The organism is Planotetraspora phitsanulokensis, from assembly GCF_016863295.1.
Lineage (GTDB): Bacteria > Actinomycetota > Actinomycetes > Streptosporangiales > Streptosporangiaceae > Planotetraspora > Planotetraspora phitsanulokensis.
In genome coordinates, this window is record NZ_BOOP01000046.1 from 1 (window position 1) to 26279 (window position 26279).

19 protein-coding genes are annotated in these 26279 nt (G+C 71.5%); 14 read left to right on the forward strand and 5 right to left on the reverse strand.

The features are described from left to right. Window positions 1-599 precede the first annotated feature (599 nt). Both Pph01_RS37980 and Pph01_RS37985 read left to right on the forward strand, forming a co-directional pair. The gene (locus tag Pph01_RS37980; RefSeq protein ID WP_308441941.1) at window positions 600-3608 is read left to right on the forward strand and encodes a DEAD/DEAH box helicase; all 3009 of its coding nucleotides are present in this window, start codon (window positions 600-602) and stop codon (window positions 3606-3608) included. Further along, a complete protein-coding gene (locus Pph01_RS37985) occupies window positions 3608-4429 on the forward strand; it encodes an SWIM zinc finger family protein (protein ID WP_204078088.1) in 822 nt (273 codons plus the stop codon). Before Pph01_RS37980 ends, Pph01_RS37985 begins: the two co-directional genes overlap by 1 nt. Here Pph01_RS37985 and Pph01_RS37990 read toward each other — a convergent pair. Next, window positions 4392-5321 carry a diacylglycerol/lipid kinase family protein gene (locus tag Pph01_RS37990; protein ID WP_204078089.1) on the reverse strand — a complete coding sequence of 310 codons (930 nt, stop codon included), beginning with the start codon at window positions 5319-5321 and terminating at the stop codon, window positions 4392-4394. The genes Pph01_RS37985 and Pph01_RS37990 overlap by 38 nt on opposite strands. Window positions 5322-5415: 94 nt before the next feature. Next, window positions 5416-8178 carry an immune inhibitor A domain-containing protein gene (locus Pph01_RS37995; RefSeq protein ID WP_239117325.1) on the reverse strand — a complete coding sequence of 921 codons (2763 nt, stop codon included), beginning with the start codon at window positions 8176-8178 and terminating at the stop codon, window positions 5416-5418. Window positions 8179-8362: 184 nt separating this feature from the next. Between Pph01_RS37995 and Pph01_RS38000 the strand changes: the two genes are divergently transcribed. The 9 genes from Pph01_RS38000 to Pph01_RS38040 all read left to right on the forward strand — a co-directional run bounded on the left by Pph01_RS38000 (window position 8363) and on the right by Pph01_RS38040 (window position 18315). Then, window positions 8363-9715 (forward strand): FAD-binding oxidoreductase, encoded by a 1353-nt coding sequence (locus Pph01_RS38000; protein WP_239117326.1) that lies wholly within the window; start codon window positions 8363-8365, stop codon window positions 9713-9715. Between the two features lie 30 nt (window positions 9716-9745). Continuing rightward, entirely contained in the window at window positions 9746-10372 is a 627-nt protein-coding gene (locus Pph01_RS38005; protein ID WP_204078091.1) for a TetR/AcrR family transcriptional regulator, read from the forward strand. Continuing rightward, the gene (locus Pph01_RS38010) at window positions 10369-11961 is read left to right on the forward strand and encodes an acyl-CoA carboxylase subunit beta (RefSeq protein WP_204078092.1); all 1593 of its coding nucleotides are present in this window, start codon (window positions 10369-10371) and stop codon (window positions 11959-11961) included. The genes Pph01_RS38005 and Pph01_RS38010 overlap by 4 nt, the downstream gene beginning before the upstream one ends. Before the next feature lie 13 nt (window positions 11962-11974). Next, a complete protein-coding gene (locus tag Pph01_RS38015) occupies window positions 11975-14203 on the forward strand; it encodes an ATP-binding protein (protein WP_204078093.1) in 2229 nt (742 codons plus the stop codon). Then, a complete protein-coding gene (locus Pph01_RS38020) occupies window positions 14203-14970 on the forward strand; it encodes an enoyl-CoA hydratase-related protein (RefSeq protein ID WP_204078094.1) in 768 nt (255 codons plus the stop codon). Before Pph01_RS38015 ends, Pph01_RS38020 begins: the two co-directional genes overlap by 1 nt. Then, entirely contained in the window at window positions 14967-16697 is a 1731-nt protein-coding gene (locus Pph01_RS38025) for an acyclic terpene utilization AtuA family protein (protein WP_204078095.1), read from the forward strand. The genes Pph01_RS38020 and Pph01_RS38025 overlap by 4 nt, the downstream gene beginning before the upstream one ends. A gap of 82 nt (window positions 16698-16779) precedes the next feature. Continuing rightward, complete coding sequence (locus Pph01_RS38030; protein WP_204078096.1) at window positions 16780-16986, forward strand: hypothetical protein; 207 nt, start codon at window positions 16780-16782, stop codon at window positions 16984-16986. A 125-nt stretch (window positions 16987-17111) separates the two neighbouring features. After that, window positions 17112-17987, forward strand: a complete 876-nt coding sequence (locus tag Pph01_RS38035) for a helix-turn-helix domain-containing protein (RefSeq protein WP_204078097.1) — start codon at window positions 17112-17114, stop codon at window positions 17985-17987. 70 nt (window positions 17988-18057) lie between these two features. Continuing rightward, complete coding sequence (locus Pph01_RS38040) at window positions 18058-18315, forward strand: hypothetical protein (RefSeq protein ID WP_204078098.1); 258 nt, start codon at window positions 18058-18060, stop codon at window positions 18313-18315. Window positions 18316-18323: 8 nt separating this feature from the next. On the opposite strand, the gene Pph01_RS38045 is transcribed toward Pph01_RS38040, so the two are convergent. Then, window positions 18324-20237 carry a glycosyltransferase family 39 protein gene (locus Pph01_RS38045; protein WP_204078099.1) on the reverse strand — a complete coding sequence of 638 codons (1914 nt, stop codon included), beginning with the start codon at window positions 20235-20237 and terminating at the stop codon, window positions 18324-18326. Between the two features lie 184 nt (window positions 20238-20421). After that, window positions 20422-21969 carry a phytoene desaturase family protein gene (locus tag Pph01_RS38050; RefSeq protein WP_204078100.1) on the reverse strand — a complete coding sequence of 516 codons (1548 nt, stop codon included), beginning with the start codon at window positions 21967-21969 and terminating at the stop codon, window positions 20422-20424. A gap of 55 nt (window positions 21970-22024) precedes the next feature. On the opposite strand from Pph01_RS38050, the gene Pph01_RS38055 reads away from it, so the two are divergent. The 3 genes from Pph01_RS38055 to Pph01_RS38065 are packed head-to-tail and all read left to right on the forward strand — an operon-like array spanning window position 22025 to window position 25807. Continuing rightward, window positions 22025-22930: a pseudouridine-5'-phosphate glycosidase gene (locus Pph01_RS38055; protein WP_239117327.1), complete on the forward strand. Its 906-nt coding sequence runs from the start codon at window positions 22025-22027 to the stop codon at window positions 22928-22930. Next, window positions 22930-23868, forward strand: a complete 939-nt coding sequence (locus Pph01_RS38060) for a carbohydrate kinase family protein (RefSeq protein WP_204078102.1) — start codon at window positions 22930-22932, stop codon at window positions 23866-23868. The genes Pph01_RS38055 and Pph01_RS38060 overlap by 1 nt, the downstream gene beginning before the upstream one ends. A 37-nt stretch (window positions 23869-23905) precedes the next feature. Next, window positions 23906-25807, forward strand: coding sequence for a hypothetical protein (locus tag Pph01_RS38065; protein ID WP_204078103.1), 1902 nt, complete (start codon window positions 23906-23908; stop codon window positions 25805-25807). Here Pph01_RS38065 and Pph01_RS38070 read toward each other — a convergent pair. Further along, window positions 25797-26240 carry a GNAT family N-acetyltransferase gene (locus Pph01_RS38070; protein WP_204078104.1) on the reverse strand — a complete coding sequence of 148 codons (444 nt, stop codon included), beginning with the start codon at window positions 26238-26240 and terminating at the stop codon, window positions 25797-25799. The two genes, Pph01_RS38065 and Pph01_RS38070, sit on opposite strands and share 11 nt — an antisense overlap. Window positions 26241-26279 lie beyond the last annotated feature (39 nt).

Genomic DNA, 26279 nt, shown 5'->3' on the forward strand with positions numbered 1-26279 from the left:
AGACACCCACACACCACCCGCATCTGGCGCCCGCCCCACCGGATCAACGATCTCGAACAACTCCCACCCCCGGAAATACGATTCGAACACCTATACGAATCATTTCATGAGCACGGATGGTGAGCAAGGTGTACCCGTGAGTAATTAGAGAACTCTCGCCAGGCGCAATTGCCAATTCGGGTAGTTCGCAGCATTTCTCGGCAAATGGTGCGAATTATCTAGTCTCCGTGGGGCGGATCCCGCGAGCGCTGCGCCGGTGCGTGAATGCGCCAGCAGGAGCCATTTAACAGGTGAGGGCTTTGTGACCTGAGGGCTTGTCACCGGCCACTCCCGTCAAGCTCAGGACTGCTTTTCGTGTTTCCGATCGGGCCCCGGACAATCCCGTCGCGAGGGCGTGAGGCCGACCACGGCGTTTTCCACAGGCTGAGCCGCGGCCCGTCATGGCAGGCATCGACCGCTGCTACGGTTTCGGATGGCGAAGGGAGGCGGCAGCGGTGCTGGTGGTCCACGGAACATGGATCGACGGCAGGCTCGCGCTCTGGGCTGAGGACACATCCAACGGAGACCCGTCAAGCGGGACCTCGGCTGCTTCCTCTCGGGTGACGGCGCGTGCGCATCCCTTCGCGGTCTCCGCGGACGGGCTTCTCAACGAGTTGCCCCTCTGGGGCGACCTCGCAGCGGCAGTCGCCGGCAAGGCGACCGTCTCCGAGCTGACCATGTTGCTGCCGAGCTCTGCCAGGAGCCCGCTTCCCTCCCCCGAGTCCGGCCTGAACGTGGGCGCCCGCAGTCCCAGGATCAGCTCGTGGCGTGTGCCCGCCCTGCTGGCAGAACCCGCCGCCGCGCTCGAACTGCTCGACGCGGTCGACGAGATCGCCCGGCTTCCCGCCGCCGCGTACGAGCCGGGCGAGTCACTCGACGGCGCGCCGGTTCCCGCCACCTCGCTGCGCTACCTCGCGGTCGTCGCGGCGAATGTTCGCGACATGGTCCGCCGAGGCCGGATCCTGCCGCAGCTCGTCGTCGAGAAGGACGGCTACGCGGCACGCTGGCGGCCGGTGCTGACCGGTGCCGACGGGGCGCGTTTTCGAGAACTCGCGGCCGCGATGCCCCCCGTCTGCCGGGCGGCGGGCGAGGAGCGGCCCTCCGCCCACGTGCTCGGCGAGGTCGTCGCCGGGCTCGCCGACTCCGCGGTACGGCAGGCTCTGCCCGAACGTCTCCTCGGGGGGCACCGCCCGGGCGCGCGCAGCCCCCTGGCCGACCGCTGGATCGTCGCGCTCACCGGCGACGACGCCCTTCTTCCCGGTGTGACCGCGCTTGCGGCCGAGCAGCTGGCCCGGCCGCTCAACGCCTGGCTGAGCCAGGCGCAGCGCGCCGACGGGCCCTTCCGCGTGTGCTTCCGGCTCGCGGAACCGGCCGAGCCGGAAACGGCCGCACCATCAACGACAGCGCCGTCGACGACCGAGGACGGCGAAGCCTGGCAGGTTGAGTTCGCCCTCCAGGGCTCGGACGACCCGAGCCTGTACCTTCCCGCCGAGCTCCTGTGGGCGGGCGAGACCGTGCCAGGCCTCCATGGACGCCCGGAGGAGACCCTGCTCGCCGGGCTCGGCAGGGCCGCCCGCCTCTATCCCAAGATCGACGAGGCGCTCGGCGGAACACGCCCGTCCGGAGTCCGGCTCGACATGGCGGGCGCCTTCTACTTCCTCCGGCACGCGGCGCCTCTCCTCCAGGCGGCGGGATTCGGAGTCCAGCTGCCCGCCTGGGCCGGAAAGTCGCGGCTGGGCCTCAAGCTGACCACCAGGTCGCAGCGATCCGGTCCCGGAGCGGCCTCGGATCAGGGCTTCGGTCTGGGGCAGCTCGTGGACTTCCGGGTCGATCTGGCCATCGGCGACGAGACGATCACCGAGGAGCAGCTCGCCGAGCTCGTCCGGCTGAAGGTCCCGCTGGTCCGCGTGAGAGGGCGCTGGGTCGAGCTGGACGACCGCCAGCTCGGCGCCGCCCTCAGGGCCGTCGAACGGCGTCGTTCCGGCGAGATGACGGTCGCGGAGGTGATCCAGGAGGTCGTCCACGGCGGCGAGGAGGACCTTCCCCTGGTCGTGGACGCGGACGGCCTGCTCGGCGACCTGCTGTCCGGGGAGGCGGACCGCCGCCTGACGCCGGTCGCCACACCCGCGGGCTTCCACGGCAGCCTGCGTCCCTACCAGGAACGCGGCCTGTCCTGGCTGGCGTTCATGTCAGGGGTCGGGCTGGGAGCCGTCCTCGCCGATGACATGGGCCTCGGCAAGACCGCCCAGACGTTGTCCCTCCTGCTGGAGGAGCGGGCGGGCGGCGCCCGGCCGGAGCCGACGCTGCTGGTCTGCCCCATGTCCCTGCTGAGCAACTGGCAGAAGGAGGCCTCGAGGTTCGCGCCCTCGCTCGACGTCTACCTCCACCATGGCTCGTCCCGCCTGCGCCAGGAGGAGCTCGCCGAGCGCGTCGCCCGGGTCGATCTGGTCCTCACGACGTACGGCACGGCGCTGCGCGACCGGGGGGCGCTCGCCGGGCTCACCTGGGGCAGGATCGTGTGCGATGAGGCTCAGGCGATCAAGAACAGCGCCGCCAGGCAGGCCCAGGCCGTACGGTCCCTGCCGGCCAGGACGCGGCTGGCGCTGACCGGAACGCCGGTCGAGAACCATCTGGCCGAGCTCTGGTCGATCATGGAGTTCTGCAACCCGGGCCTTCTCGGGTCCGTCAGGACGTTCCGGACCCGTTACCAGGAGCCGATCGAACGCCATGGCGACGAGGCCGCGACGGCCGCGCTCCGGCGCGCCACCGGCCCGTTCGTTCTGCGCCGCCTCAAGACCGACAAAGCGATCATCTCCGACCTGCCGGACAAGCTGGAGATGAAGATCTGGTGCACGCTCACGCCCGAGCAGGCGACCCTCTACCAGGCGGTCGTCGAGGACATGATGGGCAAGATCACGAGCTCTGAGGGCATCGAGCGCCGCGGCAACGTCCTGGCCGCCATGACCAAGCTCAAGCAGGTCTGCAACCACCCGGCCCATCTCCTCAAGGACGGCTCCCGCCTGGCCGGCCGCTCGGGCAAGCTCGCCCGGCTGGAGGAGCTGGCCGAGGAGATCGTCGCCGAGGGCGACAAGGCGCTGGTCTTCACCCAGTACGCCGAGTTCGGCACGCTGCTCCAGCCGTATCTGGCCGCGCACCTGGACCGGCCCGTGCTCTGGCTGCACGGCGGCCTGCCGAAGGCGCGGCGCGACGAGCTCGTCGAGCGGTTCCAGGAGGACGACGAGCCCATGGTCTTCCTGCTGTCGCTGAAGGCGGCCGGCACCGGGCTGAACCTGACCGCGGCCAACCACGTCGTCCACGTCGACCGCTGGTGGAACCCCGCGGTGGAGAACCAGGCCACCGACCGGGCGTTCCGCATCGGGCAGACCAAGAACGTCCAGGTCAGGAAGTTCATCTGCGTGGGAACGCTGGAGGAGCGGATCGACGAGATGATCGAGCGGAAGAAGGCCCTCGCCGAGAGCGTCGTCGGCGCCGGCGAGGACTGGATCGCGAACCTGTCGACCGAGGAACTGCGGGAGCTGTTCCGCCTGTCGCCCGAGGCGGTGAGCTGATGGGCCACCCGCGAGAGCCGCGCGAACCGCACCACCCGTACGAGCCGCACGAACCGCACGAGGGACTGCGGGCGCGCTCCCGGCGCGGGACCATGGGCGAGCGATGGTGGTCGCGGCGCTTCATCGACATCCTGGAGACCATCTGCGACAAGGGCCGTCTCAGCCGGGGGCGCACCTACGCCCGCTCCGGCAGAGTGCTCGAACTCGACATCGCTCCGGGTCACGTCGCGGCGCGCGTCCAGGGTTCGCGGCCCGAGCCGTACGGCGTGGACATCCGGATCGAAGCCTACGGCGACGGCGACTGGGAGGTCCTGACCGAGGCCCTCGCCGCACGCGCGCTGTACCGGGCCAAGCTGCTCGCAGGGGAGATGCCGCCGGAGATCGAGCTCGTCTTCGGCGACTGCGGCCTGCCGCTGTTCCCGGACGAGCAGGGCCTGGAGATGGAGTGCTCCTGTCCCGACTGGGGCTTCCCCTGCAAGCATCTGTCGGCGGTGCTCTATCTGCTCGCCGAGAGGTTCGACGACGACCCGTTCCTGGTGCTGGCGTGGCGCGGCATGCCGAAGCAGTCGTTGCTCGACGATCTCCGGGAGGTCTCGGACGACGTGCCGTTCGGCGAACGGCTGAGCACCTTCTACGAGGCCGGCACGTCGCTGGCCCGGCTGCGGCACCAGCCGTCGCGGGTGTCGGCGCCCGCGGACATCCTGCTCCGCACGCTCGACCCGCCCGCGGTCAAGGCCAGGCACATCCCCATCACCGACCTGCTGCGCCCGGCCTACCGGCGGCTCATCGATCCACGAAATCCTGGGGAACCATCACCCTGACGCCGTTCGGGATCGTCTTGATGACCAGGGGTGTGCGCAGCCGGACCTCGCCGTCGATGTCGGCGGCCATCGGCGGGTCGGTCTCCACCAGGATCTCGCGACCGGTGACGAACGGGCCGCCGGCGAGGCTGCGCCACCGGCCCGTGGTGGCCCGCACGAGAGTCTCGCCGATCAGTCGCAGCCGCTTGCCGGACCCGAGCTGGTAGGCGACGAGCGTGCGGTTGTCGATCCCGGCGTCCCTGGCGATCTGCCAGCCGCCGTGAAATCGGCCGTTGGCGATGTTGAGCTGGTGGGTGAGCAGCTCGTGCCGTCGCCCGTCCGCGGTGATGTACGCGCGGAACGGCTGGTGGCCGGGGAGGATCGTCATCGCGGTGAGCGGATAGGCGGACCGGCCAAGGAGGCGCTTGAGCCAGGGCCGGACGGTCCCGGCGACCTCGACGGAGACTCCGAAGCTGGCGAGGTTGGCGAACGGCCGATCGCCGCAGAGGCCGAGGTCGATGTCGGCCACCTTGCCCTCGGTCAGGACGCGGACCGCTCCCTGAAGGTCGAGCGGCAGGCCGAGGCTGCGGGCGAAGTTGTTGGTGGTGCCGAGCGGGAGGGCGCCGAGGGCGACGTCCTTGCCGGCCACGTGCTTGATCGTGCTGCTCAGCGTGCCGTCGCCGCCGCCGGCGATCAGCAGGTCGGGCCCCGCGGACAGCGCGCGCTCGACGATGTCGCGGAGGCGGGAGGGGTCCGTGATCGGATGCACGCCGGTGAGCCGGAAGTTCGCGGCCTCGACGAGGCGTAAGACCTCGGCATAGTGATGCCGGCCTCTTCTGGATCTGGTGTTCACCACCAGGGCGGCCCGCCGATGCTCCTGGATGGCCGCAGTGTGGTCCGCCTTGCTCCGCACGATCACATGCTAGGCAAATCCACGGTCCACCGCGAAACGCCCGTGCCCGGCGACGAAGGCCGCCGGGCACGGGGGTGACGCCGTTACCGCCTGACTACTTCTTGGCCGGCTCCGCCTTCGGCGGCGTGACCTGGACGATCACACCGAGGTTGGCGGGCAGGGGGCTGACCAGCTTGATCTGGACGCCGAGCTGCTTGCCCTCGTCACCGGGGTTGCCGGTGCCGAGGATGCTGCCGATGTCCGCGCCGTAGTAGTCCGTCGCCGGGGAACCGTCGGGGTTGACGACCCGGGTCGTGTACGGCTGGTTGTCCTTGGACGGCACGACCGTCGAGGCGTCCCGCAACCGGTAGAACAGGTTGCCGTCACGCACCTCGATGCCGGGGTACCAGCCCTTGGCGTCGGTGAAGGTCTTGACCGCCGGTAGCTTGCCGTACGAGGTGCAGTACTGCGTGAACGGAGCGCCCTCGATGCACTCCTTGAACGGGTAGGTGCCGTCGAAGTTGAACGCCGCGTTGGAGGACTGGGGCCGCGAGGGCAGGTTCTTCAGCGCGGACGTGTCGATCGTGGCCGCCTCGCCCGTACGGCGGAGCGGCTCGAAGTGCGAGTCCACCAGGAGCAGCTCGCCCTTCGGGCCCACCGACGGCAGGTCGAAGGAGGAGTCGGCCACGTTGTTGTCGGTACGGGACGCGTCGCGGTACCAGACCAGCAGGCCGGGCGCGTTGTACTTGATCTTCTCGACCTTCCAGGCGCCGTCGCGCTGGTAGGTGGTGTCGTAGGCGTACTGCAGGCCCTTGTCGAAGCCGTCGAGGTTCCGCCACTCCGCCAGGTAGTACTGGGCGGACTGGAGCTGGCCGGAGTGGATCACGAACCCGGCGCCCGACGTGTCGGTGAAGGTGCCCGTGGTGGCGGTCCAGCCGTTGGCGCCGCCCTCGACATCGTCGCTCCACACGGTCGCCGCGCCGTTGGTGAGCGAGAAGTCGTCGTTGAACGAGCCGCGCTCCTCGGCCGCCGCGTCCGTGGCGTAGCGCAGGCGGACCTGCACGTTCTTGCCGGCGAAGGGGGCGAGGTCGGCGTAGAGGTTCTGCCAGCCGCCGCTCTCACCGGTGAGACCGTACTTCTTGTTGCCGTAGTCGACCATGCGGTGGTTCGGGTCGTCGTAGCCGTCGTCGGTCGACGCGAGGGTGCCGTCCGCGTGGTAGATCTTCTGCTCCGTCCAGGTCGTGCCACCGTCGGCGGAGACCTCGAAGAAGCCGTAGTCCCAGTCCTGCTCGATGCTGTAGTCGCTCCACCAGCGGAACTTCACGTCGGTGCCGGCCGGGACGCTGACCGTGCGGGTCAGGCGGGTGTCCGCCCAGCTCTGGTCGCTGTTGGACCACCACAGGTTGGATCCGCTGTGCGGGGTGGACATGACGACGTGCTTGTCCGGCAGGTTGATCCGCAGACCGTCCTCGGTGCCCTTCGGCGTCCGGGAGGTCTGGCCGACCACCTGGAGGCTCGTCCGGTCACCCGGGTTGACGATCTTCGGGTTGGCCCAGCCGAGCACCCACTTGTCCCAGATGCCCATGTGGGTCGGCAGCGACTGGAAGATCGGCCCGGAGTGCGAGCCGCTGGACATGAGGTCCCAGAAGTCGATGTCGGAGTCGCCCGTGCCCGAGGTGTCGTAGAGGTCGGGCAGGCCCAGGTCGTGGCCGTACTCGTGGGCGAACACGCCGACGCCCGCGTCCTCCGGCTGGAGGATGTAGTTGGAGATCTTCACGTTCGTGCCGGGGACGGTGTAGCCGCCGGTCACGTCGCTGGAGTGCGCCCAGAGGGAGAACGTGCCCTCGGCGCCGCCGCCGCCGGACTTGTCCTCACCGGCGTGGATGAGCACCAGGTGGTCGATCACGCCGTCGGGCTCGTCGAAGTTGCCGTCGCCGTCGGCGTCGGAGACGTCTTCCTTGTCATAGTCGGCCCAGTTGAACGACGGGTTCTGCGCGGCCAGCGCGTTCACCGCGTCGATGGGGAGCTGGGCGGCTCCGCGCGGGTTGTCGGGGTGGCCGGACATGTCCTGCGGGAAGGTGCCGCACTTGCCCGCGCCGTACCAGGCCTCGGAGTGCGGGACCTTGATCCAGCCGACCGCCTGGCCGGTGACGGTGTAGGCGCCCTTCGACAGCTCCTCGTACATGTTCTTCATCGTGGAGCCGGAGATGTCGATGCCCTTCTTGCCGTCCCTGGGGTCGGTCAGGTCGGGGCGGACCCGCTTGGTGATCCCCTTGGACGTGTAGAGCATGTCGTTGTAGTGGGCCGTGTTGAAATCGGAGACCCACATCGAGTTGTTGTCCTTGCCGCCGCCTGCGGCGGTGGCGGGGTTCTCGATCTTGTTGTGCAGCGGCCCGTTGAGCTTGGTGCCCGGGGGCTCGGTCACACAGTCGTTGACGTCGTCGATCGTCTTCGGGTGCGACCATCCGGAGAAGTCGTCGTTCGCCTGGTCGTTGAACTCGACGAGCAGCGTGAGGAGTTCGGCCTTCTTGGTGGTCTTCGCCTTCTTGTAGATGAAGTCGAAGGGGTTCTTCCCTGTCCGAAGGGCCTGCTTCTCGTGCTTGGCCAGCACGCGCGCGGCCACCGGGTTGCCCATGGCGAACTTGTGGTCGATCTCCGTCGCCGTCTGACCGCTGCGCCTGGCGGCCTTGGACGGCACCTTCTCGTCGACGGTGGTGACATCACCCTGGACGCGCGGGGACGCGTAGTTGATGTAGTGGTCCTTGGCCGACGGCTGGTACGAGGCGGTGGACTCGGCCGCGCCGGTGGTGGCCAGACCGGCCGCTGCGAGCCCCAGTGCAGGAACAATGGCGGCTAACCGCCGAAATCTCTTTGACAACAAGATCCCTTCCCCGCCCGGGGTTCTCCGGACGCCGTTCAGGGCGCACCGGGATAGGCGCGCTGGACGGACCATAAAGAGAAGGTAAAACAGGGTAAAGAGCCTTCACCGAAGGTTGTCAAACCGTGATCTTTCTCCAAAACACGCATTACCGCCTTTTCTGGACCGGCCGTACAGTCCAGATGTGAAAGACCACAACGCCGACCTCATGACCGGGCTCGTCGCCGCACTTCCCGAGGGCCGGGTGCTGACCGACCCGGACGTCACCGAGTCGTACGCGAGGGACCGCACGTTCGTGGCGCCGGGCAAGGCGCTCGGCGTCGTCCTCGCGCAGTCCCGGGACGACGTGGTCGCGACGCTGCGCTGGGCCAGCGGGCACCGTGTGCCCGTCGTGCCGCGCGGGGCGGGCAGCGGCCTCGCCGGTGGCGCGACCGCCGTCGACGGGTGCGTCATCCTGTCGCTGGCCAGGATGACGGCGATCCGCGAACTGTCCCCGGCGGACGAGATCGCGGTCGCCGAACCCGGTGTGATCACCGCCGACCTCGACAGGGCCGCCCGCGAGCACGGGCTCATGTACGCGCCCGACCCGTCCTCGTACGAGATCTCCACCATCGGCGGCAACCTGGCGACGAACGCGGGCGGCCTGCGCTGCGTGAAGTACGGCGTGACCCGCGACTCGACGCTGGGGCTGGAGGTCGTGCTCGCGGATGGGAGGGTGCTCGAGACCGGGCGGCGGACGGTGAAGGGGGTCACCGGATACGACCTGACGGGCCTGTTCGTCGGCTCGGAGGGCACGCTCGGCGTGATCACCGCGGCCACCCTGCGGCTGCGGCGTCTCCCCCGGCAGGTCGCCACCGTCGCCGCCGAGTTCACCTCGTTGCGGGACGCCGCCTCCGCCGTCTCTGCGATCATCGCGGCGGGCTGTCGGCCCTCGATGCTGGAGCTGATGGACAGGACCACGCTGGAGGCCATCGACTCCTGGAAGAACATCGGCCTGGAGGACGGGACGAGGGCGATGCTCATCGCCCAGTCGGAGGGTTCGACGGAGGAGATGGCCGCGCTGTGCGGGGCGGCCTCCTTCGTCGCCGAGGCGTCGACGCCCGAGGAGGCGGCGGAGCTGGTCGGTCTGCGGCGGCTCGCCTACGAGGCCAAGGAGCGTATCGGCCAGTGCCTCGTCGAGGACGTGTGCGTGCCCCGTTCGCGGCTGCCCGAGATGATGTCGGCGGTCGAGGACGCCGCGACCCGGCACGGCGTGACCATCGCGACGGTGGCGCACGCGGGGGACGGCAACCTGCACCCCGTGTTCATCTTCGACCGCGGCCTGGCGGACCCGCCGGCCGAGGTCTGGGCTGCGGCCGACGAGGTCTTCCGCGCGGCGCTCGACCTCGGCGGGACCCTGACGGGCGAGCACGGCGTGGGCGTGCTGAAGCGCCGGTGGCTCGGCCTGGAGATCGGGCCCGTCTCCGCCGAGCTCCAACTGGGGATCAAGCAGGTGTTCGACCCCCACAACATCCTCAATCCGGGAAAGGCCCTCTGAATCGGTCCATTTCCGGGTAAGGTACCTGACGTGATCGTCAAGTCCGAGCCCCCGGCCACGGGGCGCGGACGCCGTACGCGGACGGCCCTCGTCAGGGCGGGCCGGGAGGCGTTCGAGGAGCATCCGTACGACACCGTGCGGGTGGACGACGTGTGCACGCGGGCGGGCGTCTCGCACGGCACCTTCTACACCTACTTCGATTCCAAGGAAGCCCTGTTCCGCGAGGTCGCGGAGGCGGTCGTCGGCGAGATGTTCGCGGCGAGCGCCGTCGGGGCGGCCGCCTCCGGCGATCCGTACGCCAGGGTCGAGGCCGGCAACCGGCTCTACCTGCGAGCGTGGGCGGACAACTCGCGCCTGATGCGCATGCTGGAGCAGGCCGCGATGGCCGACGAGAGCTTCCGCGGCCTGTTGCTGGAGCTGCGAGAGGTGTTCGTGCGGCGCGGCGCCGAGGGGCTGCGGCGCCTCCAGGAGGAGGGGCTGGCCGACCCCTCGCTCGACCCGCGGCTGACGGCCGTCATGCTGGGCGGGATGGTCGAGCACTTCGCCCACGTGTGGCTGGATCTCGGGGAATCGTGCGACGAGGAGACGGCGGTGGACATGTTGACGACGTTGTGGGCCAGAGCGATCCGACTCGGGGAGGGGCAGGTGCCCCGATGACCGTCGTCAGCCGGCTGGACGTCTCCGGCCCCGAGTACGGCTCCCGCCGCGCGGCCATGCTGGCCAAGCTCGCCGACCTGGACGCCGAGCACGCCAAGGCCGTGGCCGGCGGCGGGCCGAAGTACGTCGACCGGCACAGGGACCGGGGGAAGCTGCTCGCGCGGGAGCGGATCGAGTTGCTCGTCGACCCCGACTCCCCCTTCCTCGAACTGTCCCCCCTCGCGGCCTGGGGCAGCGACTTCCCCGTGGGCGCGAGCGTGGTGACCGGGATCGGCGTCATCGAGGGCGTCGAGTGTGTGATCACCGCCAACGACCCGACGGTCCGGGGCGGCTCCTCCAACCCGTGGACCCTCCGCAAGACCCTGCGGGCCGCGGACATCGCCCTGCAGAACCGCATGCCGTTCGTCAACCTGGTGGAGTCGGGAGGAGCCGACCTTCCGACGCAGAAGGAGATCTTCATCCCCGGCGGCCGGATATTTCGTGATCTGACCAGGCTGTCGGCGGCCGGGATCCCCACCATCGCACTGGTCTTCGGCAACTCCACGGCCGGCGGGGCGTACGTCCCCGGCATGAGCGACTACGTCGTGATGGTCAGGGAGCAGGCCAAGGTCTTCCTGGGCGGGCCGCCCCTGGTGAAGATGGCGACCGGCGAGGAGTCCGACGACGAGTCACTCGGCGGAGCCGAGATGCACGCGCGCACCTCCGGCCTGGCCGACTATCTCGCGGCCGACGAGCACGACGCCCTCCGCCTGGGCCGCCAGATCGTCCGCCGGCTCGGCCGGCGCAAGGCCGGGCCGCCTCCCGGCACCGCGGCCGTGCCCCTCTTCGACGAGGACGAGCTGCTGGGGATCGTCCCCGAGGACCTGAAGATCCCGTTCGACCCGCGCGAGGTCATCGCCCGGGTGGTGGACGGCAGCGACTTCGACGAGTTCAAGCCGCTCTACGGTGCGAGCCTGGTGACCGGATGGGCGTCGGTGCACGGGCACCCGGTCGGGATCCTCGCCAACGCGCGCGGCGTCCTGTTCGGCGAGGAGGCGCAGAAGGCGGCGCAGTTCATCCAGCTCGCGAACCAGTCGCGCACTCCCCTGGTGTTCCTGCAGAACACGACGGGCTACATGGTCGGCAGGGACTACGAGCAGGGCGGCATCATCAAGCACGGCGCGATGATGATCAACGCGGTGTCCAACTCGACCGTGCCGCACATCACGATCGTCATGGGCGCCTCCTACGGCGCGGGCAACTACGGGATGTGCGGGCGGGCCTACGATCCCCGCTTCCTGTTCTCGTGGCCTAGCGCCAAGTCGGCCGTCATGGGCCCGGCGCAGCTGGCCGGCGTCCTGTCGATCGTGGGGCGGGCCGCCGCGGAGGCGCGCGGCCAGGCCTACGACGAGGAGGCCGACGCGGCGATGCGGCAGATGGTGGAGGCGCAGATCGAGGCCGAGTCGCTGCCGTTCTTCCTGTCCGGCAGGCTCTACGACGACGGCGTGATCGACCCCCGCGACACCAGGACCGTGCTCGGGATCTGTCTGTCCGCGGTCGGCAACGCGCCCGCCGCCGAACCCGCCGGCTACGGCGTCTTCCGGATGTGAAGGGGTGGTGGGGATGATCCGGCGACTGCTGGTGGCCAACCGGGGAGAGATCGCTCGCCGGGTCTTCAGGACCTGTCGCGAGCTGGGCGTGGAGACCGTCGCGGTCTACTCCGACGCCGACGCGTCCGCGGCGCACGTGGCCGAGGCCGACCACGCCGTACGGCTGGGCGACCCGCGGGCGTACCTGGATCCGGAGCGGATCGTCGAGGCCGCCCGGCTGTCGGGGGCCGACGCGGTCCACCCCGGCTACGGCTTCCTGTCGGAGAACGCGTCGTTCGCCCGGGCCGTGCTGGACGCGGGCCTGACGTGGGTCGGGCCCGCCCCCGAGGCCATCGCCGCGATGGGGTCCAAGATCGAGGCCAAGGCGATGATGATCGAGGCCGGGGTCCCGGTGCTCAACGGCGTCGCCGTCACGCCGGACGCGCTTCCCCCGCTCGACCTCCCCGTGCTCGTGAAGGCCTCGGCGGGAGGCGGCGGGCGGGGCATGCGCGTCGTCCGTGACGCGGGCGAGCTGGCCGCCGCCGTCGTGTCGGCCCAGCGGGAGGCGCTGTCGGCATTCGGGGACGGCACCGTGTTCGCCGAGCCGCTCCTCGAGGGCGCCCGGCACATCGAGGTGCAGATCCTCGCCGACTCCCACGGCACGGTCTGGGCGCTGGGCGAGCGGGAGTGCTCGATCCAGCGCCGCCACCAGAAGGTCGTGGAGGAGGCGCCCTCCCCCGCCGTCTCCCCCGAGCTGCGCCGGGAGCTGTGCGACGCGGCCGTCCGGGCCGCGAAGGCGATCGGCTATGTGGGAGCGGGAACGGTGGAGTTCCTGCTCGGGGAGAACGGCTTCTTCTTCCTGGAGATGAACACCCGGCTCCAGGTGGAGCACCCGGTGACCGAGTGCGTGTACGGGGTGGACCTCGTCCGGCTCCAGCTGGAGATCGCGGAGGGCGCCCAGCTGGCGGGGCTGCCGCCGAGCCCGGTGGGTCACGCCATCGAGGTCCGTCTCTACGCGGAGGACCCGGCGCGCGGCTGGCTCCCGCAGAGCGGCGTGCTGCACCGGTTCGAGGTCCCGGACGTGGACGCCGAGTTCCGGCTGGGCGGAAGGCTCCGGCTCGACTCGGGCGTTGTGGCCGGCGACGAGGTCGGCGTCCACTACGACCCCATGCTCGCCAAGATCATCTCCTACGGAGAGACCCGCGCGGAGGCCGCGCGGAGGCTCGCGTCCACGCTCGCCCGGACGAAGATCCACGGACTCACGACGAACCGCGACCTGCTCGTCTCGGTGCTCCGGCATCCCGACTTCCTGTCGGGGGCCCTCGACACCGGCTTCCTCGACCGGCACGAGGTGAGCGCTCCGCTCGCGGGCGCGGAGGCCGTGCGGATCTCGGGACTCGCCGCGGCGCTCGCCCGGTCCTGGGGCAACCGTTCCTCCGCGCGGGTTCTGGGCGGCCTGCCCAGCGGCTGGCGCAACGTCGTCTCCCAGCCCCAGCGCACCGCCTTCCGGACCGAGGGCGGCGACACGCTCGAGGTCGCCTACCGGCTCACCCGCGACGGCCTCGCGGCGGAGGGCTTCGACGGCGTCACGCTGGTGTCAGCGGCCCCCGGCCGAGTGGTGTTCGAGACGGGCGGGCTCCGGCAGACGTTCGACGTCGCCGTCTACCCGGGCCTCGTGCACGTCGACTCCCACCTCGGTCCCGTACGGCTTGAGCCGGTCGAGAGGCTGCCCGAGCCGGTCGAGCGGGTGGTGCCCGGCTCGCTGCTGGCCCCGATGCCGGGCACGGTGCTGCGGGTGGAGGTCGGCCCGGGCGACACGGTGACCGCCGGGCAGCCGGTGATCGTGCTCGAGGCCATGAAGATGGAACATCGGATCGTGTCCTCAGCCTCCGGAACGGTCTCCGCCCTGAACGTCACGCCCGGCCGGCAGGTCGAGGCGGGAGCCGTACTCGCCGTGATCGAGGAGGCGGCGGAACCGGCGAAACCCGCGGACCCGGCAGACCCGACGGCGGACCCGGCGGCAGACCCGGCGCCCGTCGAACCGGCGCCCGTCGAACCAGCCCCCGCCGAACCGGTGGCCGTCGAACCGGTGGCCGTCGATCCCGGGCCTCCAGACGCCGTGCCCCCGGACGCCGTGTCTCCGGACGCCGCACCCCCGGATGCCCTGCCTCCGGACGCCCTGCCTCCGGACGCCGCGACGCCAGGTGCCGCGCCCGCGGCGACGGCGGTGACGGAACTGACGGAACCGACCGGGGAGCAGTGATGGAGGCACTCGTACGCCGTGAGGAGGCGGGCGGCGTGGCCACGATCACGCTCGACTCGCCGCACAACCGCAACGCGCTGTCGTCCCGGCTTCTGGCGGAACTCGACGACGCGCTGACCTGGGCGATCAGTGAGCCGGGCGTACGCGTCGCGGTCCTCACGGGAGCCGGGCCCGTGTTCTGCTCCGGCGCCGACCTGAAGGAGCAGCGCGGGAGCGCGCCGGTCACGACGTCGTTCCCCGAGATCATGAGCCTGATCTGGGAGAGCCCCAAGCCGGTCGTCTGCCGCCTCAACGGCACGGCCCGCGCGGGCGGGCTCGGCCTCGTGGCCGCGTGCGACTTCGCGATCGCCCCGGAGACGGCGTCGTTCGCGTTCAGCGAGGTGCGGCTGGGCGTGGTGCCGGCGATGATCTCGGTGACCACCCTGCGCAGGCTCGATCCGCGCGCCGCCGCGGAGTACTTCATGACGGGCGAGGTCTTCACCGCCGCCCGCGCGGCCGAGATCGGCCTGCTCACGCGCGCCGTGCCGGAGGAGGATCTCGACGTCACGGTGGCGCACTACACGGACATGCTGCTGCGCGGCGCGCCCGAGGCGCTGGCCATCACCAAGCGGCTCGTCCGGGAGGTGCCGGCGATGCCCGTCGACGAGGGGTTCCGCCGGATGGCCGAGCTGTCGGCGCAGCGGTTCACCTCCGAGGAGGGGCAGGAGGGCATCCGCGCGTTCATGGAGAAGCGGCCCGCCTCCTGGGTGCCGGACGGCCGGGCGTGACGTTGCGCATCGCCAACTGCAGCGGCTTCTACGGCGACCGCTTGTCGGCCGCGCGGGAGATGGTCGAGGGCGGCCCGATCGACGTGCTCACCGGCGACTGGCTGGCCGAGCTGACCATGATGATCCTCGCGGGCAACCGGCTGAAGGGCCGTCCGGGCTACGCCCGGACCTTCCTCACCCAGATGGAGCAGGTCCTCGGCACCTGCCTCGACCGGGGCATCAAGATCGTCTCGAACGCGGGCGGCCTCGATCCGCAGGCCTGCGCCGAGGCCGTCTCCGAGCTCGCCGCCCGCCTGGGCCTGACCGCGTCCGTCGCCCATGTGACCGGCGACGACCTCATGCCGCTCGGCGGGCCGGTGGTGAACGCCGTCACGGGCGAGACCCTCACGGCCACGCCCATCACGGCCAACGCCTACCTCGGCGGGCGGCCCGTCGCGGTGGCTCTCGAGCACGGAGCCGACGTCGTCGTCACCGGGCGCGTGACCGACGCCGCCCTGGTGACCGGGCCCGGCATGTGGTGGTACGGCTGGGGCCCCGGCGACCTCGACGCACTGGCCGGGTCGGTGGTCGCGGGGCACATCATCGAGTGCGGCTGCCAGGCCACCGGCGGCAACTACGCGTTCTTCGGCGAGGTGCCCGACCTGGCGCACTGCGGCTTCCCGATCGCCGAGTTGCGGGCCGACGGATCCAGCGTGATCACCAAGCATCCCGGCACGGGCGGCCTGGTGTCGGTGGGGACCGTGACCGCCCAGCTGCTCTACGAGATCGGCTCGCCGCGGTACCTCGGGCCGGACGCGACGGCCCGGTTCGACACGATCCGGCTGGAGCAGGAGGGCCCCGACCGCGTGCTCGTTTCGGGCGTGCGCGGAGAGGCCCCGCCCGCCACGCTGAAGGTCGCGGTCAACCACCTCGGCGGCTACCGCAACACGATGACGCTCGTGCTCACCGGGCTCGACATCGAGGAGAAGGCGCGCGTCGCGCAGGAGGCCGTCTGGGCCCGCGTGCCCAAGGAGTCGTTCGACGAGGTCCACGTCGAGCTGACCCCGATGCTCCCACCGGCCGGCGGCGCGGGCACCGCCCTGCTGCGCCTTACCGTGATGGACGCCGACAAGGCGAAGGCCGGGCGGGCGTTCTCCTCCGCTGTCGTCGAGACCGGGCTGGCGGGCTATCCGGGCTTCTACGGCCTCACTCCCCCCGGCGACGCCTCGCCGTACGGCGTCTTCACGCCGTCGTCGGTCGACGCGCGGGCCGTGCGCGCGGTGGTGACCGTGGGCGGCACCCGGATCGAGGTGCCCCACGTGGCGCCGCCGGAGGGCGCCCCCGAACCAGAGCCCGCGACGCACGGTCCGGACGGCGCGGGGGGCTCGCCCGCGGGCGGCCCGGTCCGGCCGCTCGGGACGGTGGCCGGGGCCCGCTCCGGCGACAAGGGCGGCGACGCCAACCTCGGCGTCTGGGTGCGTACGGCGGAGCAGTACGCGTGGCTGAGCGCCTTCCTCACGGCGGACAGGCTGAGGGAGCTGCTGCCGGAGACCGAGGGCCTGGCGATCGAGCGGTTCGCGCTGCCGAACCTGTTCGCGCTCAACTTCGTGGTGCGGGGTCTGCTGGGACGCGGCGTCGCGGCCAGCCCCCTGCTCGACGCCCAGGCGAAGGCGCTGGGTGAACGGCTGCGAGCCGTCCCCGTCCCCATTCCCCTGTTTGCCGACGCCCTCGAAAACGACATTTCCTGAAATAGCGGAGCAGGAAGATCGGGACTCGTCCTACTATTGCGCGCAATTGCACTTCTTGGCGCTCACATGCGGGGGTACTGCCATGCGACTGCGGTTTCTCGGTTCCACCTCGGAGTCCGGGGCGTGCCCGTCGCTGTACGAGACCGACCGGGGCACGATCGTCGTCCAGGGCCTGGAGCTGGTCGACCACGACGCCCGGGGCGACCTGCTCCACGTGCTCGACGGCGAGACGGCCGTCGAGGTCCCGCGCGAGCTCCTGGTCGAGATCGCCCGGCGCGTGCTCGGCTGATCACGAGGCCGATCACGAGGCCGGTCACAAGGCCGATCACAACGCTGATCACGAATAGGGACTTCCCTATGGCTTGATTCTCCGGACCGGGTCTACTTTTGAGCGCACCACGGCCGGAGGTAGGAGTGAGCGGTTTCCAGCAAGCCCGCATCGACCTGGGGGTCCGGCTGCGGCAATTGCGCGAGGCCGCCCACCTGTCGGGGAAGGATCTGGCCGAGCGCCTGGGGTGGCAGCCGTCCAAGGTCTCCCGCATCGAGAACGCCCGGCAGACCGCCACGGAGGACGACGTGGTCGTCTGGGCCCAGGCCGTCCAGGCCGGGCACGAGACGTTCGACGGCCTGATCGAGCAGGCCGTGGGGCTGCAGGCCCGCCACGACACCTGGCGGCAGCGGCACAGGTCCGGACTCGCCGCCCTCCAGGAGGACGTCCGGGACCTGGAGTCCCGCACCCGGCTGTTGCGCGCGTTCGAGCCCGGCCTGGTGATCGGGCTCCTGCAGACGGCCGAGTACGCCAGGCACATCTTCAGCAAGGTCCGCCGTCTCCACGACTCGACCGACGACATCGACGCCGCCATCCGGGTCAGGATGCAGCGGCAGGAGATCCTCTACGACCCCGACCGCCGCTTCCGCTTCGTCATGCCGGAGTCGGTGCTGCGCTACCGCCTGGCGCCACGCGACGTGATGCGCGGCCAGCTCGACCGGCTGCTCGCGGTCACGACCCTGCCGAACGTCGAGTTCGGGATCATCCCGTTCGAGGCGGACCTGCCGTCCGCGCTCGTCAACTCGTTCTACATCTACAACGACGGCCCCGTAGGCGTGCCGACGCGGACCAAGGACCTGCTCCTGCGCGACCCGGACGACGTCGCGTTCTACGCCGAGGCGTTCGAGGAGCTCTGCGCGGCGGCGTCCTACCACGAGGCGGCCAGGGCGATCATCGTCGGCGTCGTCGACGAAGGGCTGGCGCGGGCCCCGGAGCGGGTGCGGGAACAATCACCGGGCTGATCGTGGCAATTGCTTGATGGCCGCTCTCGGGCCGTGCAATCCTGTCTCCCTGAACGGGAGGTGACGGGCGATGGTCGACACGATGTCCGGCATTCAGGAGTTCGCCGTCGCCGCTCGCCGGCACATCGACCTGTCGGTCCGCGTCATGGTCGGCACGCCTCCCCGGGTCGAGGTCCGCAACCGCTTCAGCGACACTCTGCGCGAGACGGTGACCTGCTCCGAAGAGGGCGCCTTCGTCACCTCGTGGGGGTACCGGCTGGGGACCGTGGACGACGTCCCGGACGCCGCCGCCCGGCTGGCCTACCTCATGGCCGCCCTGCCCGCCTAGCCGTCACCTCATCCGAGCCGGTAGAGCGTGCCCCCGCCCGCGCCGCCGTACTCCGAGGGGTCCACCCGCGTCCCGCTGCCGGTGACCCAGTCGGTGAGGTCGGCGCTCATCCCGCCGCCCCTGCCCCGTCCCGAGAGCCGCGGGGTGAGCCTGTCGCCGACCAGGACGTACTTGAGGAGTCCGGCGGAGGCGTACTCCTTCAGCCTGCCGAGGGTCATCGCCGGATCGCGGCCGCTGAACCCGCCCATCGCCAGGACGGGCCGGCCCGTGGACAGGATGATCGACGAGGCGCTGTGCGCCTGACCGACCGCCAGCAGCCAGGTGGCCCCGCCCTGGTTGCGCTCGAGATAGTCGATCATCCCCTCGGCGACGCTCCCGTTCCGTCCCGTCCATGGGGCGAGCGCACGCGCCAGGACGCCCTGCTGCCGCATCGCGCCCGGCCAGAACGCGCGCCGCTCCCCCGCCGGACCGGCCGTCGGGTCGCCCCCGCGCACCGTGACGGTCAGCGGAGTCAGGGCGTAGGAGGCCGGCCCGGCGAGACAGGCGAACATGCCGGCGAGCGAGGTCGCCACCAGCAGCCGCCGCCTGCCGGGCCGTACGAGCAGGATCCGCCGCGTCACCGCGACCAGGCCGATCACCGCGACCGCCGTCGCGGCCACGACCGCCCAGGCGAGCCACGGCACGAAGTCGGGTGTACGGCGGAGCACCACGAACGACCACCCGCCGGTGACGGCGACCCCGGCGGGCAGCCCCCACCTCCAGACGGGCCACTCGCGCTGCGCCCGCCAGAGCAGGACGGCCCCGATTCCGGTCAGCGCCGAGACCGCCGGAGCCATCGCGGTCGTGTAGTACGGGTGGAAGGTGCCGTGGGAGAAGCTGAAGACGGCGAAGTGGACCACGAGCCAGGAACCCCACAGGACCAGCGCCGCCTGGGCGGGCGAGCGGCGGGAGGCCAGCATCAGGCCCGCCACCAGCGCCAAAGCCGCGAACGGCAGCAGCCAGGAGATCTGCCCGGCCATGGAGTCGTTGAAGAGCCGCCCGGCGCCGGACTGCCCGCCGAACCCGCCCCATCCTCCCGTTTCACCGGGGATCGCGCCCAGGCCCCTCCCGGCCTCGCCGCCGCGGCCGACGATCCGGCCGATGCCGTTGTATCCGACGACGAGGTCCAGGACGCTGTTGTCCGTGCTGCCCCCGATGTAGGGCCGGGAGGAGGCGGGCCACAGGTCGACCACGACCATCCACCAGACGCTGGAGACCATCAGGACGGCCCCTGCCGCGAGCAGGCGCCGTACCCGCCGGGCCAGGTCTCCCCCGGCCACGCACAGGTACGCGAGGCCGAGCGCGGGGACGGCGAGGTACGCCTGCAGCATCTTGGCGTTGAACGCCAGGCCCGCGAAGGCGGCCGCCAGCAGAAGAGGCCTCAGGCGGCCCGTGCGCACGGCCTCGAGGCAGAACCACGCCGCCGTGACGAGCAGCAGCACGAGGATCGTGTCGGGGTTGTTGTCCCGGGTGATGGCCACGGTGATCGGCGTCAGCGTCATCACCAGGGCCGCGATCAGCGCCGCCGCCCGGGCCTGGGCGCCGCTGAGCGAGCGCAGCACCGCCGAGTGGACCACGGCGACCGAGGCGACCCCGGCGACGGCCTGCGGCAGGAGCATGCTCCACGGGCCGAAGCCGAAGATCCGCGCCGACAGGCCCATCACCCACAGGGCGAGCGGCGGCTTGTCGACGGTGATGAACGATCCGGCGTCGAGCGCGCCGAAGAAGAACGCCTTCCAGCTCCGGGTCCCGGAGTAGACCGCCGCGGCGTAGTACTCGTTGGCGTAGCCGTTGCGGCCCAGCGCCCAGGTGTAGAGCACCGCCGCGAGGGCGAGGACCCCCCACATGGCGGGCCGCGCCCAGCGTGTCGTCCCGGTCGTCATCGCGTTCTCCTCCCCGATGGGCCTGCGGGCGGCCCAGCGGCAAGTGTCACGGCGACCGGCGCGCGGGAGCGGAAGGCGACGCCGCCGGCAGGAGGACTCCTTACGGGGATATGGCGTGCCAATCAGGTGGGAAAAGGAAACGGGACGGGGAAACAGGACAGAGAAATACGAGAACGCGCAGCGATCAGCCGAGAACGGCCATCGCCGCGTTGTGCCCGGGGATTCCGCTGACGCCGCCGCCCCTGCGGGCCCCGGCGGCGCACAGCAGGACGCGCGGGTGCCGGGTCTCGACGCCCCAGGGGCCGTCGTCGCCGGATTCGGCGAACGGCCAGGACAGGTCCCGGTGGAAGATGTGGCCCCCGGGCAGTCCCGCGTCCCTCTCCAGGTCCGCGGGCGTCTTCGCCTCGAGGCACGGCTCGCCGGAGGGAGCGCGGAGCAGGCAGTCCTCAATGGGCTCCGCGAGCACCGCGTCGACGGACGCGATGGTCCTGCGCAAGGCCTCGTCCCGCGCCCGCGGGTCCTGGAAGAGCCGGGCGGGCATGTGGAGCCCGAACAACGTCATCGTCTGCGCGCCGGACTCCCTCAGCGACTCGCCGAGGATCGACGCGTCGGTGAGCGAATGGCAGTAGACCTCGACCGGCGGCAGGTCGGGGATGCGGCCCGCGGCCGCCTGCGCGTAGGCCGCGGCGAGCTGGTCGCGGCTCTCGTTGATGTGGAAGGTGCCGCTGAACGCCTCCTCCGGGCGTACGGCGGGGTCCTTCAGGCGGGGCAGCCGCGACAGCACCATGTTGACCTTGAGCTGGGCGCCCTCGGGCGTCCTGGCCTCCTCCCCGAGGAGTCGGGCGAGCACGGCGGGCGGCAGCGCGGCCAGCACGCGCTCGCCCGTGACCACGTGCTCGGACCCGTCGGATCCCTCGGATCCCTCGGGGCTCTCGGTGAAGGTGACCTCGCCGGTGTCCGGGTCGATCGCCAGCACCTCGGCGCCGGTGCGGATCTCCGCGCCCGCGCGGACGGCGATCTCGGCGAGGGAGGCGGTGACGGCGCCCATCCCGCCGACGGGGACGTTCCAGTCGCCGGTCCCGTCGCCGATGACGTGGTAGAGGAAGCAGCGGTTGGCCAGCAGGTCGGTGGCGGGGTCGGCGAAGGTGCCGATGAGGGCGTCGGTGAGGACCACCCCGCGAACGGTGTCGTCGGCGAAGCGTTCGTCGACGACCGCGCCGATCGGCCGCTCGAACAGGTCGCGCCACGCCTCGTCGTCGCCGACGAGGTCGCGCAGCGCCGCACGGTCCCGGAGCGGCTCCAGGAGGGTCGGGGCGACGCGGGCGGCCACGTGGGCCGTCATCCGGTAGAAGCGGCGCCAGGCGTCGAGGTCCGCGGTGCCGCCCGTGACCGCCGCGAAGGAGCCGGCGGTGCGCCCGGCGTCGCCGTTGTCGACGAGCAGTCCGGTGTCGCCGACGGGCGTGTAGGAGGCGAAGCGCCGGTGACGCAGCTCCACCCCGAGCCCGAGATCCTTGACGATCTTCGTGGGCAGCAGGCTGACCAGGTACGAGTACCGCGACAACCGCGCGTCGACGCCGGGGAAGGCCCGCGCGGAGACGGCGAGGCCGCCCACGTGGCCGAGCCGTTCGAGCACGAGCACCCGCCGGCCGGCTCCGGCCAGGTAGGCGGCGGCGACCAGGCCGTTGTGCCCTGCGCCGGCGATGACGACGTCGTAGCGCGAGCTAGGCGACATGGCGGGCACAATATCCCGAAGCGGACATATTCCGCCAACCCCAAACAGGAGAGTCATGCGCATTACCGATGAGGTCGCCGAGGCCATCGCCGAGGGCAGGCCTGTCGTGGCCCTGGAGTCCACCATCATCTCCCACGGGCTGCCCCAGCCGCGGAACCTGCAGGTCGCCGTCGAACTGGAGAAGACCGTCCGCGAGGCGGGAGCCGTACCGGCCACGATCGCGGTCCTCGACGGCGTCCCGCGGATCGGCCTCGACAAGGAGGGCCTGGAGCGGATCGCCACCGAGCCCGGACTGCGCAAGCTCGGTTTCCGCGACCTCGCGCCGGCCGCCGCGCTTCGGCTCAGCGGAGCCACCACGGTGTCGGGGACGTCGTTCCTGGCGGCCCGCGCCGGCATCCGGGTCTTCGCCACCGGAGGTCTGGGCGGCGTGCACCGGGGCTGGACCACCGTTCAGGACGAGTCCGCCGACCTCGACACGCTGAGCCGTACCCGGATCACGGTCGTCTGCGCGGGCGTGAAGTCGATCCTCGACGTGCCCGCCACCCTGCAGCGGCTGGAGACCCGGCAGGTCGGCGTCGTCGGCTATCGCACCGACGAGTTCCCCGGCTTCTATCTGCACACCTCGGGCGAGCCCGTCGACTGGCGGATCGAGACGCCGGAGGACGCCGCCGGGATCATGCGGGCGCAGGACGCCCTCGGCGGCCCGGAGACGGCGCTGATCGTCGCCAACCCGGTTCCCGTGGCCGACCAGCTCGACCCGGCCCTGCACGACCGCGTGCTCGCCGAGGCCCTGGCCGCGGCCGACGCCCAGGGGGTGACCGGCCAGGCGATCACGCCGTTCCTGCTGGAGTACCTCGTGAACGGCACGGGCGGCGCGTCCCTGGAGGCCAACCTGGCGGCCGTCCGCGGCAACGCCGCGCTCGCGGGGCGGATCGCGGCCGCCTTCAGCCGGGAGGGCTAGTGGGCGGCCTGCTCGTGATCGGCGACGTCGTCACCGATGTCGTGGCGCTGCACGAGCAGCCGCTCGCCACCGGCACGGACACGGCCGCCGACATCGTGCTGCGCCCGGGCGGCTCGGGGGCGAACACCGCCTCCTGGGCCGCCCGCCTCGGTGCGGACACGCACTTCCTGGGGCGGGCCGGCTACGACACCGGCGACTGGCACACCGCGGAACTGGTCAAGGCGGGGGTCCGCCCGCACGTGCGGGTGGACCCCGACCGGCCGACCGCGATCGTGATCGCGATGGTGGACGTGACCGGCGAGCGGTCGATGCTCACCAACCGGGGCGCGGGCGGGCACATCTCGGTCGCCGACTGGTCGCCCACGCTGCTCGACGGAGTGCGGCACCTGCACCTGTCGGGGTACACGCTGTTCGCCGAACCCGGCCTGGATCTCGCGCGGGTCGCCATGCGCGAGGCGGCAGGGCGCGGTGTCACCGTGAGCGTGGACCCCGCGTCGACGGGTCCGCTGCGTGCGTTCGGCGTCGAGCGGTTCCTCGGCGAGACCTCACCCGCGGGGATCGTGATCCCCAACCTGGAGGAGGCGCTGGTGCTCTCCGGGGAGAGTGAGCCCGAGGCCGCGGCGCGGACCCTCAGCGCCCGGTACGGCACGGCGGCCGTGAAGCTGGGACCCGGCGGCGCGGTCCTCGGGGTGGACGGCCGGGTGGTCGCCAGGGAGCCCGCCGCCCCGGCGGAGCCGGTCGACTCGACCGGGGCCGGCGACGCGTTCGCGGCCGGGTTCCTGGCCGCGCTGCTCGCCGGATTCTCCCCCGCGGAGGCTCTGAAAAAAGGTTGTGAGGCAGGTGCGGCGGCAGTCTCCGAGGTGGGAGGCCGACCGAGCGCTGGGAACTTTACCCGATTGACACCAAATGCTCTCTTCCAGCGTAAGCTGCCTCAGTAGCAACACGCGTCACTCTCGGGAGGGTGCGGTCTAACAGATGGACGCCGAGTCAACGATCTGCCTGAGCGACATGGTTCCTGCACTGCGCTGGAGCCGTCCTCAGCAGGTGGCCGAAATTCTGGCCGATCCACGCCTGCCTGGCGGCTGGTGGGCCTCCGTCGCGTTGAAGCGCGCTCTGGAGGCGACCGGTGTTGACTGGCTGTGCGAGCGGCTCGCCCGGCTGGCCGTGAGCCGCTGGGATCATCTGACCCTCACCGATCTGCTTCCGGCGCTCCAGGTCCATCCCCTGGACCCGGCGCTGCCGGGCTGGCCGGAGCCGGTCCAGGCGGCCGTCAAGGGAGCGGGCGGCTGGTTCAGGCTGCGGCGGCTGACCCCGCACGACCTCCAGTCGGCGTCGGCCGCGCCCGAGGCGGTGCTGGCGACGCTCTTCCGCGAGATCTTCACCCATCCGCTCATCCACCCGGCTCCCCAGGCCGTGGCACAGGCGGCGGTACAGGTTTCAGGACAACCGCCACTGCAGCCGCAGGCGCAGCCTCGGGGAGCGGCATCGACCGGACCTCTGGTGCCGGGCCCGCGCGCCCCGCAGGCACCCGTCCAGCAACCACCCGTCCCGCAGGCGCCGGTTCTTCAGGCACCGGTCCCGCAGGCACCCGTACAGCAGTCGCCGGCTCAGCAGGGGCTCGCGCCGCAGGCCCCGGCACAGCAGGCGCCGATCCCGCAGACGCCCGCCCAGCAGGCACCCGGCCAGCAGCCGCCAGTCCAGGCACCCGCCGCTCAGACGCCTCCCATGCAGGCGTCTCCCGCACAAGCGCAACCGCCGGCGCAGGCGGCGCCCGCCGACGAGACGCCCGCCGCCCTCGCCCCGCCGCCGCCCCTGCCTCCGGCGCTGGCGAGCGAGCACCCGATGGTGGGCGTCGTCGACGGGCTCTTCCGCTCGTGGGATCCGCTGGCCAGGGCCGTCGCGGCCCAGCGGCTGTTCGCCGCCGAGCCCGTCAGCCTCCGCACGCTCGCCCACGAGCTGAACGTCGACCGCGAGACGTTGTCGCACGCCCAACGGGCCGCCGAGGAGCGGGTGCTGCACTGGCTGCGGTCCCCCGACTCGACGGCGCTGACCGGCCATCTCTTCGGGCTCACCGAATGGCTGGGTGCGGCCGCCACCCAGGACCAGCTGATCGCCGCCGATCCCTCCCACCCGATCGAGGTGCCCGTCCTGGGCACGCCGCTCTGGCGGGTCCTCGTCACCCTCATGCCCGACCGCCGGCTGCAGGACGGCTGGCTGGTGGTCGGCGACCTCGCCGGCCTGCGCGACAAGTCGCGGCAGATCCTGGCGGGCAGCCCCCCGGACGCCGATGTCGTGCAGGTTCTCGGCCAGCTGGGCATCCGGGCCCACTCCGCCCGCGCATGGCTGGAGTCGATTCCGCCCGCCTCCGACCCGCGCGCGTTCGCGCCGCCCGCGCCCATGGACAACAATCAGCCGCTGCCCCGCCGTACGCCGGGTGCGAACGGCCACCAGCTCCAGCGGGGCGGCGTCCCCATACCGTCGCAGGCCAACAACGGGCCCGACGCGGCGACCGCCCTGGCGGCGCTCAACGCGCTGACGGCCCAGGCGCCGCGGCCCCACCTCGTCCCCGGTCCGCGGGCGACCCCGGGCCCGGCCTCGGACCCGCGCCGCTGGCAGCGCATCGATGTGACGAGCGGCCACCTCCGGGGTGAGCCGGTCGCCGTCCCCGAGGGGTACGCCGCCCAGCTGGGGATGCGGCCGGGCACCCTGCTGTCGGTCACCGGACCAGGGGACAACGCGGTTGTCCTGGTCTGGCGGGACAGGCAGCCGATGTTCGACTCGCTCCAGCCGGTGCTGATGCGGCTCAACGCCCGGCCGGGCGACGCCGTCTACGTCACCGTGGACGGCTACCGCCTGGACGCCCAGCTCACTTCGTGACCGTCAGCATCTTCCGGTAGTAGGTCGCCGACACCTCGAACCCGAGCGCGCCGTAGAACTCCGCGGCGCGCCGGGTCGCGAGGGCGACATATCCGGCGTCGCGGGAGCGGGCCCAGGTCTCGAACTCCTCCAGCAGCATGCGGCCGATGCCGTGCCGCCGGTAGGCGCTCTCGATCATCGCCTCCTCGACCCAGGCGATCCTTCCGTTGGCGAAGAGCGTCAGATGGGTGAACCCCAGCAGGTAGCCCCGTACCGTCCCCTCGACGGTGGCCACCAGCAGCAGGGCGTCCTCGTTCTCGAGCAGTTGCGGGAACGCGTCGTCGAACGCCTGCCGCTCCGGGCGGAACGTCAGCGCGAACTCACGAGCCAGCGCGAATATCTGGTCGGCATCGGTCTTCTCGGCCTGCCGGAGCTTGAGATCACCAGATGTCATGACAAGGACTCTAAGCCACCGGTGAAAAATGTCGGCACC